Here is a 12,529-nt window from a genome sequence, read left to right as displayed (position 1 = left end):
GCATGCTGCGGGGAAACGCCGCACTGCACAAGAGGGGGCGCGTAGAAAGACGTCAGGACCGCCGTCCCTGCCCTCGCCGGGAGCGATGAGGTCAGCCGCCCGACATGCCCGTCAGGATACCGGTCGTCAGCACCTGCGGCATCACGGTCGGCTCAGCCGAGCCCGGCGCATACCACAGGTACAGCGGCACCCCCGCGCGGTTGTGCGCTTCGATGAAGCGGCCGAGCGCCGGGTCGCCGTCCGTCCAGTCGCCGACCAGCACCGTCACGCCCCGCTTGCGGAACGCGTTGCGCACCGCGTCCGTCTCGATCGCGGTCTTCTCGTTGACCTTGCATGTCAGGCACCAGTCGGCAGTGAAATAGGCGAAGACCGGCTTGTTCTGCGCCCGGAGCGTTGCCAGCCGCGCCTCGCTGAACCGCTCTCCCGCATCGGCCGCGGCCACCGCCTGCACGGGCGCGGGGCGGACCAGCACCACCGCCGCGATAGCCAGCACCAGCGCAGGCCATGCCGGCCACCATGCCCGCTCACGCCCCGCATGCTGCCGCCGCCCCGTCCACCACAGGCCGACACCTGCAAGCAGCGTCGCGGCCAGCCCGATCGTCATGCCATCGACGCCTGCCTGCCGCCCCAAAATCCACGCTAGCGCCAGCGCAGTCAGGAACATCGGGATCGACAGCACGCGCCGAAGCCGCTCCATCCACATCCCCGGCTTCGGCAGTCGCCGCCGCAATGCCGGCACGATGCCGAGCAGAAGGAACGGCAGCGCGATACCCAGCCCCAGCCCCGCGAACACCAGCAGCGCGGCAATCGTCGGCAGCACCAGCGCCGCACCGAGCGCCGCGCCCATGAATGGACCCGTGCACGGCGTCGCGACGAACGCCGCCAGCGCTCCCGTGACGAATGCGCCCGCCGCGCCGCTTTCGCCCGCGAAACGCGGCGTCGGCAGCTCGAACAACCCCGCCAGATTGAGGGCGATGCCCATCACCAGCAGCAGCAGCACACCGATGACCCGCGGGTCCTGCAACTGGAACGCCCAGCCGACCCGCGCCCCCGCCGCGCGCAACGCCAGCAATCCCGCTCCCAGCGCGAGGCACACCAATACGACGCCCGCAGTATAGGCCAGCGCCTCACCCCGCGCCTGCCGCTCGCTCGCGCCGCCCTTCGCGAGGCTCAACGCCTTCAGACTCAGAATCGGGAAGACGCAGGGCATGACATTCAGGATCAGCCCGCCCAGCACCGCGCCCGCGAACGCCAGCGCTGCGGTCATCCAGACGCTTTCCGTCGCAGCCGCGCTGACTACGCCCGGTTTGGCCGACAGCAGCAATCCCTGCCCGCCGCCGGTTGCCAGCACGCCCGCGATGGCTGCGACCGGAGCCTTCGCCCCCGCCTTCGTTTCGATCACCAGCCGGTCGCCGTCGCGCGTTGCCACCTGCGGCGCGGCCATGTCGACAAATCCATTAGCAGCCGGATAGAAATAGGCCTCCTCGACGCTCGCCGACGCCGGCAACGGCACCGACAGGCGCAGCCGCCCGGCCTCCACCTGATAGATCGCCGTCGATCCCAGCGGTCGCGGCAGCGCCCGCCGCCATGTGTCGAACTGCGTCCGCGCCGCCGGTTCGATCGCGCCGTCACCGACCGTCAGCGTCGTCGCCAGTTCCTGCTGCTCCGGCACGCACAGACTAAGCGTGCAGACCAGATAATCGAGCTTCACCCGCACCGGCAGCGTCGTTCCCGCCGCCAGCCCCGCTGGCACGTCGAGCGTCGTCAGCATCGCGAACGGCCGTTCGTAGACGTAGTTCATCAGCCCCGCGACGGTCAGCCGCCCCGGCACCGGATACGCCACCGCGCCCGCCTTCACGCCCGCGGGCAGGCTCCACGCGAACTGCGTCGCGAACCCCGCGTCGCCCGGATTCTGCCAATAACCGTGCCACCCCTTCGCCGGCGTCGCCGCGATCGCCAGCGCCACGCGCGATCCCGCGGCGGGCGTCGTGCTTTCCGCAACCAGCCGCATCGGCAGATGCCTCTCCGTCTGCGCCAACACCGAAACCGGCATCAGCAGCATCAGGACCGTCATCATCCTGACCAACACGCGGTTCATGCCGACTCCGTTCTCGCGCCGATTGCCTCGCCGAAACAGGCGATCCATAGCGCCCTACAGTTTACGTCGCCCCGTACCAAGGACGTTCCCGACCGATGAAAGCGCCCCTGCCCGCCGCCCTGTGTGCCGCCCTGCTGTTGCTGTCCGCACCCGCCACAGCCCAGACCGCGACTCCCGCCCCCGCCCCTTTTCCCGCGACGCCACCGAAGCTGATCGTCGCGATCTCCGTCGACCAGTTTTCCGCCGACCTGTTCGCGCAGTATCGCAACCATTATACCGGCGGCCTTGCCCGGCTGCTGACCGGCGGCGTCTTCCCGTCCGGGTATCAGAGCCACGCCGCGACCGAAACCTGCCCCGGGCATTCGACGATCCTGACCGGCTATCGCCCCGCCAACACGGGTATCATCGCCAACAACTGGATCGACCAGCGCGTCGGCCGTCCCGACAAGACCGTGTATTGCTCGGAGGACGAGAGCGTCGCTGGGTCCGATCATAACAGCTACACCGTCTCCGACATCCACCTGAAGGTCCCGACGCTGGGCGAACGTATGAAGGCGGCAGACCCGCGCAGCCGCGTGGTGTCGATCGCGGGCAAGGACCGTGCGGCCGTGATGATGGGCGGCCACAAGGTCGACGAACTCTGGTGGTGGGACGGCAAGACCTATGTCTCCTATGCCGGTCGCGCCGTGCCGCCGGTCGTGCAGCGCACCCGTGACGCGGTCGCGGCGTTGCTCGCGCAGCCGCAGGCGGCGCTGCCGCTGCCCGGCTGGTGCAAGCCGCTCGACCAGCCGATCACGGTCGGCGATCAGACGCTGGGGCAGGGCCGGTTCGAACGCGCGGCGGGCGACGCGAAGGGGTTCCGCGCCTCCCCCGCCTCCGACGCGGCGGTGCTGGCGATGGCCGCCGGGCTGGTGCAGGACATGAAGCTGGGTGCGGGGCCTGCCGCCGACATCATCGCCGTCGGCCTGTCCGCGACCGACTATATCGGCCATTCGCGCGGCACGCAGGGCACCGAGATGTGCATCCAGATGGATCAGCTCGATCAGGCGCTGGCCGGATTCTTTGCCGTGCTCGACGCGACCGGCGTCGATTACGAGGTGATGCTGACCGCCGATCACGGCGCTCACGACATGACCGAGCGGCAGCAACAGCGCGCAATGCCGATGGAGGCGCATATCGACCCGCAGGTGCAGGCCAAGGCGCTGGGCGCGGCGATCGGTCGCGACCTGACGCTGGCGGGGCCGGTCCTGCTCGGCAGCGAGGGCGACGTGTATCTGTCGTCCGACCTGCCCGCGCGCGAACGTCCGCGCGTGCTGGCGGAGGCGCTGCGCCGCTATCGCGCCATGCCGCAGGTCGCGGGCGCCTATGACGCGAAGGAGATCGCGGCGACGCCGATGCCGGGCGGTGCGCCGGAGACGTGGACGCTCCCGCAAAAGGCTCGCGCCTCCTATGATGCGCAGCGGTCCGGCGATCTGCTCGTGTTCCTGAAACCCCGCGTCACGACGATCGAGGTGCCGGGGCCCGGCTATGTCGAAACGCACGGCAGTCCGTGGGATTACGACCGACGCGTGCCGATCCTGTTCTGGCGCAAGGGGATGACGGGCTTCGAACAGCCGCTGTCGGTCGAAACGGTCGACATCATGCCGACCCTTGCCGCGACGATCGGGCTGAAAGTCGGCGGACAGGACGGGCGCTGCCTCGATCTCGATCCCGGTCCGGCGGATACGTGCGCCAGATAAACCCTCCCCTGCAAGGGGAGGAATATCCTCTCTCCCGATGCGAACCGGATCGTCAGCGCGTCTCGTAGGCGCGCAATCCCGGCCCAAGCCGATTAGCGCCGACCGCCAGCTTCTGCCCGCTCGCATTGGCCACGAACGCCGGGCTGCGCGTTTCGCCCGGCGACAGACGTGCGTCGTTATTTTCCACGCGTAATCCGTTCGACGGATAGGTCTTCGCCTCCGCGGAGACGACGATCAGCCCGGACCAGTTCTCCTTGTTGCGACCCTGCACGAAGGTGTTGCCCGCAATCACGCCCGTCGCGCCTTCGGACAGGTCGATCATATAGTTGGTCTTGCGCCCCGCTGTATCGTCGAAGCTGTTGCCGGCAATCGTCACGGTGGGCACGCGCAGCTTGACGTAATGGCCGCCCGTCCCGCGTTCGAACCGCGAGTTGGTGATCGTCACGCGGCCTTGGTTGGCCAGATAGATCGCATGCGAGCAGCTCGGCGTCTCCTCGCATTGACCGAGGCCGGCGAAGGTCGAGTGATCGATCGTGATGCTCTGTCCGCTCGGGTGGCCGCCGAGGATTCCCTCCTGACTGTCGAGGAACATCGAATCGCGGACCGTCAGGTCGCCGATCTCCGTCCGGATGCCTGCACCGTTGCCGTCCGCCACGCGGATGCCGCGGAACACCAGCCCCTCCACGCGCGAGCCGCGGCCGCGCAGCACGAGCGTCGCCTTGCCCTCGCACGCGCCGCCCTCGAACACTGCGGTTCCTGGCGTCGCCGCGCGGAAGGTGATGACGCCGCCCGCCTGGATCGCACAATCCCGATAGCGGCCGGGCGCTACGACGATCGTCCCGGCACCGTCGCGAATCTGGTCGACAGCCTGTTGCAGCCTCGCGAAGCCCTGCCCAGTCTCCGCAATCGTGAACGGCGCATTCCCCTGCGCCGCCGCGGGAGCCGCCAGCATCAAGACAAGGGACAGGATGGGACGCATGAGGAAAGTCCTTTCATCCCGGCCCTGCGCGGAGCCGACCGCATCGGCCAGCCACAAACGCGGTTAACGACCACGATCCATCCGGCGAGCCGTTACCGCCGCCCCCGTCCGTCCCAATCGGGGACGCATTGCGTCCTGACCCATGTCTTGGCTAACGAACGCACCGCACGCGGGACTATCGCTGCTGAGGGGAACAGCAATGCACGCCATGACGCCGACGGAGGTCTTCCTCCTCGCGATGCTCATCATCCTGACCGTGCCGTATCTGGTCTGGAGATTGCTGCGCACCGATTACTGGGCACCGCTGGTGGTGGTACAGATCATCGGCGGAATCCTGCTGGGGCCGGGCGTGCTGGGCGCGGCATTTCCCGATTACTACGCCTTCGTCTTCACGCCCGGCACGATCACCGCGCTGAACGGCATCGCATGGTGGGCGGTGATGATGTTCGTGTGGATCGCGGGCATCGAGCTCGATCTGGCGGAGGCTTGGCGACGGCGGACCGAGACCGGCGTCACCGCCAGCCTCGCGCTCGGCGTACCGCTGCTCACCGGCAGCATCGCGGCGGTGCTGCTGCTGCGCACCGACGGCTGGCGCGGACCGGAGGGTGCGACGTGGCAGGTGGTGGTCGGGATCGGCATGGCGTGCGCGGTCACCGCGCTGCCGATCCTCGTGCTCTTGATGGAAAAGCTGGGCATCCTGCGCACCCCTCTGGGCCAGCGGACACTCCGCTATGCCAGTCTGGACGATATCGCGATCTGGGGCGTGCTGGCGCTGATCCTGCTCGATTGGGAGCGTGTCGGGCGTCAGGGCAGCTTCCTCGTCGGCTTCGCGCTCGCCACCTACGCCGTCCGCAAACTCCTGCCGCGCATTCCGGAGGCGGACCGGTGGTATGTCAGTCTGATCTGGCTCGCCGCGGCGGGCTTCGCCGCCGACTGGGCGGGCCTGCACTTCATGGTCGGCGCGTTCCTGGCGGGAGCGGTGCTGGACGCCGAATGGTTCGATCGCGAGGCGATGGACCGGTTCCGCCACATCATCCTGCTGACCGTCATGCCGGTGTTCTTCCTGTCGACCGGTCTGCGGACAGAGTGGGGCGTCGGAGGTGCGACCGTGTTCGCGGCGGCGGCGCTGCTGCTGGTCGCATCGGTCGGTGGCAAGCTGCTCGGCGTCGGGCTGGCGGGGCGCATCCTCGGCTGGAAGAAGGGCGATGCGATGACGATCGGCTGGCTGCTGCAGACCAAGGCGCTCATCATGATTATCTTCGTCAACATCCTCCTCGACAAGCGCATCGTCACCAACGAGACGTTCACGGCGCTGCTGCTGATGGCGCTCGCCAGCACGATGCTGACCACACCCATCGTCGCGCCGCGGCTGAAGCGCTTTCCGGAATTGCTGAAGCGCCGCCAGTGATCGGCGATATTCGCCATCTTGACGGAATCCACACCGACGCACTTTCCGATAAGTCGTTGATGCGCCTCGTACGAGGTGAGTGGCACGACTAATGCAGTGGTGTTTGTGTCGCCGGAACGGGCGGCACCAACATCACAGGGAATGTCACCATGTTCGCTCGCCGCCCCGTCGCATCGATCGCCACCACCGCCGCTCTCGTCCTCGGCCTGTCGATGCCGGCCATCGCCGCCGCAAAGACGCCGGTCGTCATCGTCCCCGCCAGCGTCATCGCCAATCCCGCGGCGAAGCTGTGCATGCCCCGCTCGACCAGCCCGATCGTCGCCAAGGACAAGTCGCTGCCCGCGACGCTGTGCCAGACAGTGGAGGCATGGGCCGCGCACGGCGTGACGGTGAAGGCGAAGTAACGCCCGCATCGCATCGCGCCGCACCGCGCTTTCACAATTCCAGCTTGGCGGGAGAGGTCACGCTCTCGCCATAACCTTCTCCCTTCCCACCGGGGAGGTTGGGACGGGGTCTGGCCGCGGGCATCAAGCTCGCGGAGAGGTCCCCCCCAACCCCTCCTGGGGGGCGGGGATTTTTTCCTAGTCCAGGTTCGGGCGCAGCCAGCGTTCCGCCTGGCGGGCGTCGACGCCACGCCGCACGGCATAATCGGCAACCTGATCCTGCCCGATCCGCGCCACGCCGAAATACTCGGCCTCCGCATGTCCGAAATAGAAGCCGCTCACCGCTGCGGTTGGCAACATCGCGAAACTCTCGGTCAGCTCCAGCCCGGTGTTCGCCTCGGCATCCAGCATATCGAACAGCGTCCGCTTCAGCGAATGCTCGGGGCACGCCGGATAGCCCGGCGCCGGCCGGATGCCGCGATATTGCTCGCGGACCAAAGCATCGTTGGTCAGCTGCTCGCCCGGCGCATAGCCCCACAGATCGGTACGGACATACGCATGCAGCCGCTCCGCGAAGGCCTCCGCCAGACGATCTGCCAGCGCCTTCAGCAGGATGTCGTTGTAATCGTCATGGTCCGCCTTGTAGCGCGCCAGATGCGGCTCGATCCCGTGGATGCCGACGGCGAAGCCGCCCATCCAGTCACCCGCCGGATCGATGAAATCGGCGAGGCACATGTTCGCCCGCCCCTCGCGCTTGGCGATCTGCTGGCGCAGGAACGGCAGCCGCACCGTCGCCTCCTGCGTCCGGTCGAGGTTGGGGATGTGGAAGCCTTCGGGAATGCTCGCGCCATCCGGGCTGCGATGCGACTCGCTGTGCTGCGTGTACACCCACACGTCGTCGTCATGCCGATGGCACGCCCACAGCCCGGCCACCCCGCGCGCGGTCAGCCATTTCTCGGCGATGATCCGGTCGAGCATCGCCTGCGCGTCCTCGTACAGCCCGGTCGCGCTCTCGCCGACGACTTCGTCGGTCAGGATTGCGGGGAAATTTCCTGCCAGCTCCCACGCGCGAAAGAACGGCGTCCAGTCGATATACCCACGCAGATCGGCGAGATCCCAGTCGTCGAAGCAATGCACACCCGGCTGCGCCGCGGGCGGGGCCTTTAACGCCATGTCGACCTTCAAGCCCCGCGCCCGCGCCTCGGCGAGCGGCAGCAGGTCGTTCTGCCCCTTGTTCGCCCGCGCGATCCGCACCTTCTCATATTCGTCGGCGATCCCGAGCACATAGGCATCGCGCTGCGTATCGCTGACCAGCGTCGTCGCCACGCCCACCGCGCGCGATGCGTCGAGCACATGGACGATCGGCCCGTCATAAGCCGGCGAGATGCGCAGCGCGGTATGCACCTTCGACGTCGTCGCGCCGCCGATCAGCAGTGGCATCGTCATGCCCGCGCGCTTCATCTCCTCGGCGACCGTCACCATCTCGTCCAGCGACGGGGTAATCAGACCCGACAGCCCGATCATGTCGGCGTCGTTCTCGTTCGCCGCCTCCAGAATCTTCGTCCACGGCACCATCACGCCCAGATCGACCACGTCGAAGCCGTTGCACTGAAGCACCACGCCGACGATGTTCTTGCCGATATCGTGAACGTCGCCCTTGACGGTCGCCATCACGATCTTGCCCTTGCCCTTCGCGCCGGGTTCCTTCGCCGCCTCGATGAAGGGCAACAGGTGCGCGACCGCCTTCTTCATCACGCGCGCGGATTTCACGACCTGCGGCAGGAACATCTTGCCCGATCCGAACAGGTCGCCGACGACGTTCATCCCGTCCATCAACGGGCCTTCGATGACCTCGATCGGCCGCGCGAATTGCTGGCGGCATTCCTCGGTATCGTCTACGACGTGCGCGTCGATGCCCTTGACCAACGCATATTCCAGCCGCTTCGTGACGGGCAGGCTGCGCCACTCCGCCGCCTGCTTTTCTGCCGCCGCGTCGGTACCGCGATACTTCTCCGCCAGCGCGACCAGCCGGTCGCCCGCCTCCGGATCGCGGTTGAGCACGACATCCTCGCACGCCTGACGCAGCTCGGGATCGATCGTGTCGTACACGTCCAACTGGCCGGCATTGACGATGCCCATGTCCATGCCTGCGGGGATCGCATAGTACAGGAACACGCTGTGCATCGCGCGCCGCACCGGCTCATTGCCGCGGAACGAGAAGCTGAGGTTCGAGAGCCCGCCCGAGATGTGGCAGTGCGGACACCGTGCCTTGATCTCGCGGCACGCCTCGATGAAATCGACCGCATAATTGTTATGCTCCTCGATCCCCGTCGCCACCGCGAACACGTTAGGGTCGAAGATGATGTCCTCCGGCGGAAAGCCGATCGTCATCAGCAGCTTGTAGGCACGCTCGCAGATCTCGACCTTGCGCGCCTGCGTGTCGGCCTGACCAACCTCGTCGAACGCCATCACGACGACCGCCGCGCCGTACGCCATGCACTTCTTCGCCTGGGCCAGGAACGGCTCCTCGCCCTCCTTCATGCTGATCGAATTGACGATCGGCTTGCCGGACACGCATTTCAGCCCCGCCTCGATCACGCTCCACTTGGACGAATCGACCATGAACGGGATGCGCGCGATGTCCGGTTCCGCCGCGATCAGCTTCAGGAACGTCGTCATCGCGTATTCGGCGTCTAGCAGCCCCTCGTCCATATTGACGTCGAGGACCTGCGCGCCCGACTCCACCTGCTGCAACGCGACCTCGACCGCAGCCGGATAGTCGCCCGCCATGATGAGCTTCTTGAAGCGAGCCGAACCGGTGACGTTGGTGCGCTCGCCGATATTGACGAACTGGGTGGCGGAGTTGGTCATTGTTTCTTCTTCTATCCTCCCCTGCGAGGAAGAGGTGGCGCGATGCGCCGGAGGGGTTTCACTCGATCGAGAGGGTGTCCCCTCCCGCCTCCCCGTGCCGGGGAGGACGTCTTCAAGCCGCCATCGTGAACGGCTCCAGCCCCGCCAGCTTCGTCCGCACCGGCGGCGCACCCGGCACGCGCGGCTTCAGCCCGCGGACCTTGTCGGCCATCGCCTTGATATGCGCCGGCGTCGAGCCGCAGCATCCGCCCAGCACGTTGACCTGCCCCGCCACCGCCCATTCGCCGACCAGCCCCGCCGTCGTCGCCGGCGCCTCGTCATACGCGCCCAGTTCGTTGGGCAAGCCCGCATTCGGGTAGATCATGATGAGCGTGTCGCAAATCTCCGACAGCGTCTTCACGTGCGGGCGCAACTGCTCCGCCCCGAACGAGCAGTTCAGCCCGATCGTCACCGGCTTGGCGTGGCGCACCGCGTGCCAGAACGCCTCGACCGTGTGCCCGGACAGGTTGCGCCCCGACAGGTCGGTCAGCGTCATCGACAGCATGATCGGTACGTCACGGCCCAGCGCTTCGCCCGCCTCGATCGCGGCCATGATCCCCGCCTTGGCGTTCAGCGTATCGAACACCGTCTCGATCAGGATGAAGTCGACGCCGCCTTCCAGCAGCGCGTCGGTCTGCTCGCGGTAGACCTGCTTCAGATAGTCGAAATCGATCTCGCGATAGCCGGGATCGTTGACGTCCGGCGACAGCGACAGCGTCTTGTTGGTCGGCCCGATCGCACCCGCCACGAAGCGTGGACGTCCGTCGCGCGCGGCATATTGATCCACCAGCCGCCGCGCGATCTTCGCGCTTTCGATGTTGATGTCGCGGACCAGATGCTCGGCACCGTAATCCGCCTGCGAGATGATGTTCGCGCTGAACGTGTTGGTCGACACGATGTCCGACCCCGCATCCAGATATTCGCGCGTGATCGTCTCCGGCACCTCCGGCTTCGTGATCGCCAGAATGTCGTTATTGCCCTTCTGGTCGTGGCTCAGCCCCAGCGTGCCGGCATAATCCGCCTCCGACAGCTTCCAGTTCTGTATCTCCGTCCCGAACGCGCCGTCGGTGATGAGGACACGCTTCGCCGCCTCGGCGAGGAACGCCTGACGGATGCTCACGCCGCCACCTCCTGCACCGCGGCCTTCGCCCGCACGCCCAGCAGATGGCAGATCGCGAACGCCAGTTCCGCGCGGTTGAGCGTGTAGAAATGCAACTGCTTGCATCCCCCCGCATACAGCCGCCGCGACAGCTCCGCCGCGACCGTCGCCGCGACCAGCTGCCGCGCCGCCGGATGAACGTCGAGTCCCTCGAACAGCCGCCCCATCCACGCCGGCACGTCGGTGCCGCACATCGCGCTCATCCGCTGAACGCTGGCGAAGTTCGACACCGGCATGATCCCCGGCACGATCTCCGCCGATATGCCCGCCGCGGCGACGGCGTCGCGGTAGCGGAAGAACGTCTCCGGCTCGAAGAAGAACTGGGTGATCGCACGGTTCGCGCCCGCGTCCAGCTTGCGCTTCAGATTGTCGAGGTCCGCCGCGGCATCCGCCGAATCCGGGTGGTTCTCCGGATAGGCCGCGACCGAGATCTCGAACGGGTGCAGCTTGCGCAGCCCGGCGACCAGCGCCGCCGCATTCTCGTATCCGCCCGGATGGCTGGCGAACTTCGTCCCCGCTGTAGGCGAGTCGCCGCGCAGCGCGACGATGTGGCGCACGCCCGCCGCCCAATATTCCTCCGCGACCTGATCGATCTCCTCGCGCGTCGCCTCGACGCAGGTCAGATGGGCCGCCGCCGCCAGCGACGTCTCGCGCTGGATGCGCGCCACCGTCGCATGCGTCCGCTCGCGCGTCGTACCGCCCGCGCCGTAGGTGACCGATACGAAGCGCGGACCGAGCGGCTCCAGCGTCCGCACCGATTCCCAGAGCTGCTCCTCCATCTTCTCGTTCTTCGGCGGGAAGAATTCGAACGACACGTCGAGATCGCCGCCGACATCCGCGTAAAGCGGCGATTCCAGCGCGCACCGCGCCTCCGCCAGCTGATTGACCGAAATCGTCATGCCGCCTTCACCTCACGCAGATGCACGCCCGCCTTGCGACCGAGCCACAGTTTCACCGTCAGTTCCCCACCGTCGAGCATGTCGGTCCGTGCCGGCGTCAGTCCCGCCGCCTCGAACCAGCCCTCGATCTGGGCATCCGAAAAACCCAGGCGGACATGCGCGTCGCGCGTCCGCAACTCCTCGCGATCATGGCTCGCGAAATCCGCGATCAGCAGGCGACCACCCGGACCCAGCGCCCGCGCCGCTTCCGTGATCGCCGCACCCGGCTGCTGCGCGAAATGCAGCACATGATGCAGGATCGCGACATCCACCGCGCCATCATCTACCGGCAACGCGTAAAGATCGGCCTGTCGCAGTTCCGCATTGGCGACGCCGGCCAGCTTTGCGCGTGCCAGTCGCAGCATCTCCGAACTGCGATCGATGCCCAGCGCATGGACGGCACGACCCGCGAACAGCTCCAGCATCCGGCCCGTGCCGGTGCCGATGTCGATCAGCGTGCCGACATCGCCCTCGCCCAACGCGGTCTGCATCGCAGCCTCGACCTGTTCTTCCGCGACATGCAGCGACCGGATCGCATCCCACTCGCGCGCATGGCTTTGGAACCAGGATGCCGCCGCCGCTGCGCGATCCGCCCGCACGGCCGCCAGCCGCGCCGCATCGGTGCCACTGTCGGGCTGCCCCCACGCATCGAGCGCCGCCGCGACCGGACCGACGATGTCGCCGCGGCCCAGCACGACGAAGACCCAGCTCCCCTCCTTGCGGCGTTCCGCAAGCCCGGCATCGCACAATATCTTCACGTGCCGCGACACACGCGGCTGGCTCTGCCCGAGCACCTGTGCCAATTCGCCGACCGACAGCTCCATCTGGCGCAGCAACGCCATGATGCGCAGCCGCGTCGCGTCGCCGAGCGCGCTGAAGATGTCGAGCGGGTTCACCATGTCGCATCAAGATATA

9 protein-coding genes are annotated in these 12,529 nt (G+C 67.3%); 3 read left to right on the top strand and 6 right to left on the bottom strand.

Annotation, left to right across the window (positions count from 1 at the left end; genetic code table 11):
- Positions 1-91: 91 nt before the first annotated feature.
- Positions 92-2,098: a protein-disulfide reductase DsbD family protein gene (locus tag ASG07_RS14445; RefSeq protein WP_055848818.1), complete on the bottom strand. Its 2,007-nt coding sequence runs from the start codon at positions 2,096-2,098 to the stop codon at positions 92-94.
- Positions 2,099-2,193: 95 nt separating this feature from the next.
- Here ASG07_RS14445 and ASG07_RS14440 point away from each other — a divergent pair, with 95 nt between their 5' ends.
- Positions 2,194-3,837 (top strand): alkaline phosphatase family protein, encoded by a 1,644-nt coding sequence (locus ASG07_RS14440; RefSeq protein WP_055848280.1) that lies wholly within the window; start codon positions 2,194-2,196, stop codon positions 3,835-3,837.
- Positions 3,838-3,889: 52 nt separating this feature from the next.
- Here the strand turns inward: ASG07_RS14440 and ASG07_RS14435 are convergent, their stop codons facing one another.
- Positions 3,890-4,816 carry a right-handed parallel beta-helix repeat-containing protein gene (locus tag ASG07_RS14435; RefSeq protein WP_055848813.1) on the bottom strand — a complete coding sequence of 309 codons (927 nt, stop codon included), beginning with the start codon at positions 4,814-4,816 and terminating at the stop codon, positions 3,890-3,892.
- Between the two features lie 199 nt (positions 4,817-5,015).
- On the opposite strand from ASG07_RS14435, the gene ASG07_RS14430 reads away from it, so the two are divergent.
- Both ASG07_RS14430 and ASG07_RS14425 read left to right on the top strand, forming a co-directional pair.
- The gene (locus ASG07_RS14430) at positions 5,016-6,224 is read left to right on the top strand and encodes a cation:proton antiporter (protein WP_055848277.1); all 1,209 of its coding nucleotides are present in this window, start codon (positions 5,016-5,018) and stop codon (positions 6,222-6,224) included.
- A gap of 149 nt (positions 6,225-6,373) precedes the next feature.
- Positions 6,374-6,628, top strand: coding sequence for a hypothetical protein (locus tag ASG07_RS14425; protein ID WP_055848275.1), 255 nt, complete (start codon positions 6,374-6,376; stop codon positions 6,626-6,628).
- A 177-nt stretch (positions 6,629-6,805) separates the two neighbouring features.
- Here ASG07_RS14425 and metH read toward each other — a convergent pair whose 3' ends face one another.
- The 4 genes from metH to ASG07_RS14405 all read right to left on the bottom strand — a co-directional run bounded on the left by metH (position 6,806) and on the right by ASG07_RS14405 (position 12,513).
- Positions 6,806-9,478: a methionine synthase gene (gene metH / locus ASG07_RS14420; RefSeq protein ID WP_055848272.1), complete on the bottom strand. Its 2,673-nt coding sequence runs from the start codon at positions 9,476-9,478 to the stop codon at positions 6,806-6,808.
- Between the two features lie 112 nt (positions 9,479-9,590).
- Positions 9,591-10,637: a homocysteine S-methyltransferase family protein gene (locus tag ASG07_RS14415; protein ID WP_055848266.1), complete on the bottom strand. Its 1,047-nt coding sequence runs from the start codon at positions 10,635-10,637 to the stop codon at positions 9,591-9,593.
- A complete protein-coding gene (gene metF / locus ASG07_RS14410) occupies positions 10,634-11,575 on the bottom strand; it encodes a methylenetetrahydrofolate reductase [NAD(P)H] (protein ID WP_055848261.1) in 942 nt (313 codons plus the stop codon). The genes ASG07_RS14415 and metF overlap by 4 nt, the downstream gene beginning before the upstream one ends.
- Positions 11,572-12,513, bottom strand: a complete 942-nt coding sequence (locus ASG07_RS14405; protein WP_055848258.1) for an ArsR/SmtB family transcription factor — start codon at positions 12,511-12,513, stop codon at positions 11,572-11,574. Before ASG07_RS14405 ends, metF begins: the two co-directional genes overlap by 4 nt.
- Positions 12,514-12,529 lie beyond the last annotated feature (16 nt).

Source organism: Sphingomonas sp. Leaf343 (genome assembly GCF_001423765.1).
GTDB lineage: Bacteria > Pseudomonadota > Alphaproteobacteria > Sphingomonadales > Sphingomonadaceae > Sphingomonas.
Note: the sequence above shows the minus strand (reverse complement) of the source record. Positions and strands in the feature narration are given on the sequence as shown.

What these genes read in the sequence shown, in the direction of transcription:
- ASG07_RS14435 (WP_055848813.1), bottom strand. Translation starts at nt 4,816, where the DNA reads ATGCGTCCCATCCTGTCCCTTGTCTTGATGCTGGCGGCTCCCGCGGCG.
- ASG07_RS14440 (WP_055848280.1), top strand. Translation starts at nt 2,194, where the DNA reads ATGAAAGCGCCCCTGCCCGCCGCCCTGTGTGCCGCCCTGCTGTTGCTG.
- ASG07_RS14430 (WP_055848277.1), top strand. Translation starts at nt 5,016, where the DNA reads ATGCACGCCATGACGCCGACGGAGGTCTTCCTCCTCGCGATGCTCATC.
- ASG07_RS14445 (WP_055848818.1), bottom strand. Translation starts at nt 2,098, where the DNA reads ATGAACCGCGTGTTGGTCAGGATGATGACGGTCCTGATGCTGCTGATG.
- metF (WP_055848261.1), bottom strand. Translation starts at nt 11,575, where the DNA reads ATGACGATTTCGGTCAATCAGCTGGCGGAGGCGCGGTGCGCGCTGGAA.
- ASG07_RS14405 (WP_055848258.1), bottom strand. Translation starts at nt 12,513, where the DNA reads ATGGTGAACCCGCTCGACATCTTCAGCGCGCTCGGCGACGCGACGCGG.
- ASG07_RS14425 (WP_055848275.1), top strand. Translation starts at nt 6,374, where the DNA reads ATGTTCGCTCGCCGCCCCGTCGCATCGATCGCCACCACCGCCGCTCTC.
- metH (WP_055848272.1), bottom strand. Translation starts at nt 9,478, where the DNA reads ATGACCAACTCCGCCACCCAGTTCGTCAATATCGGCGAGCGCACCAAC.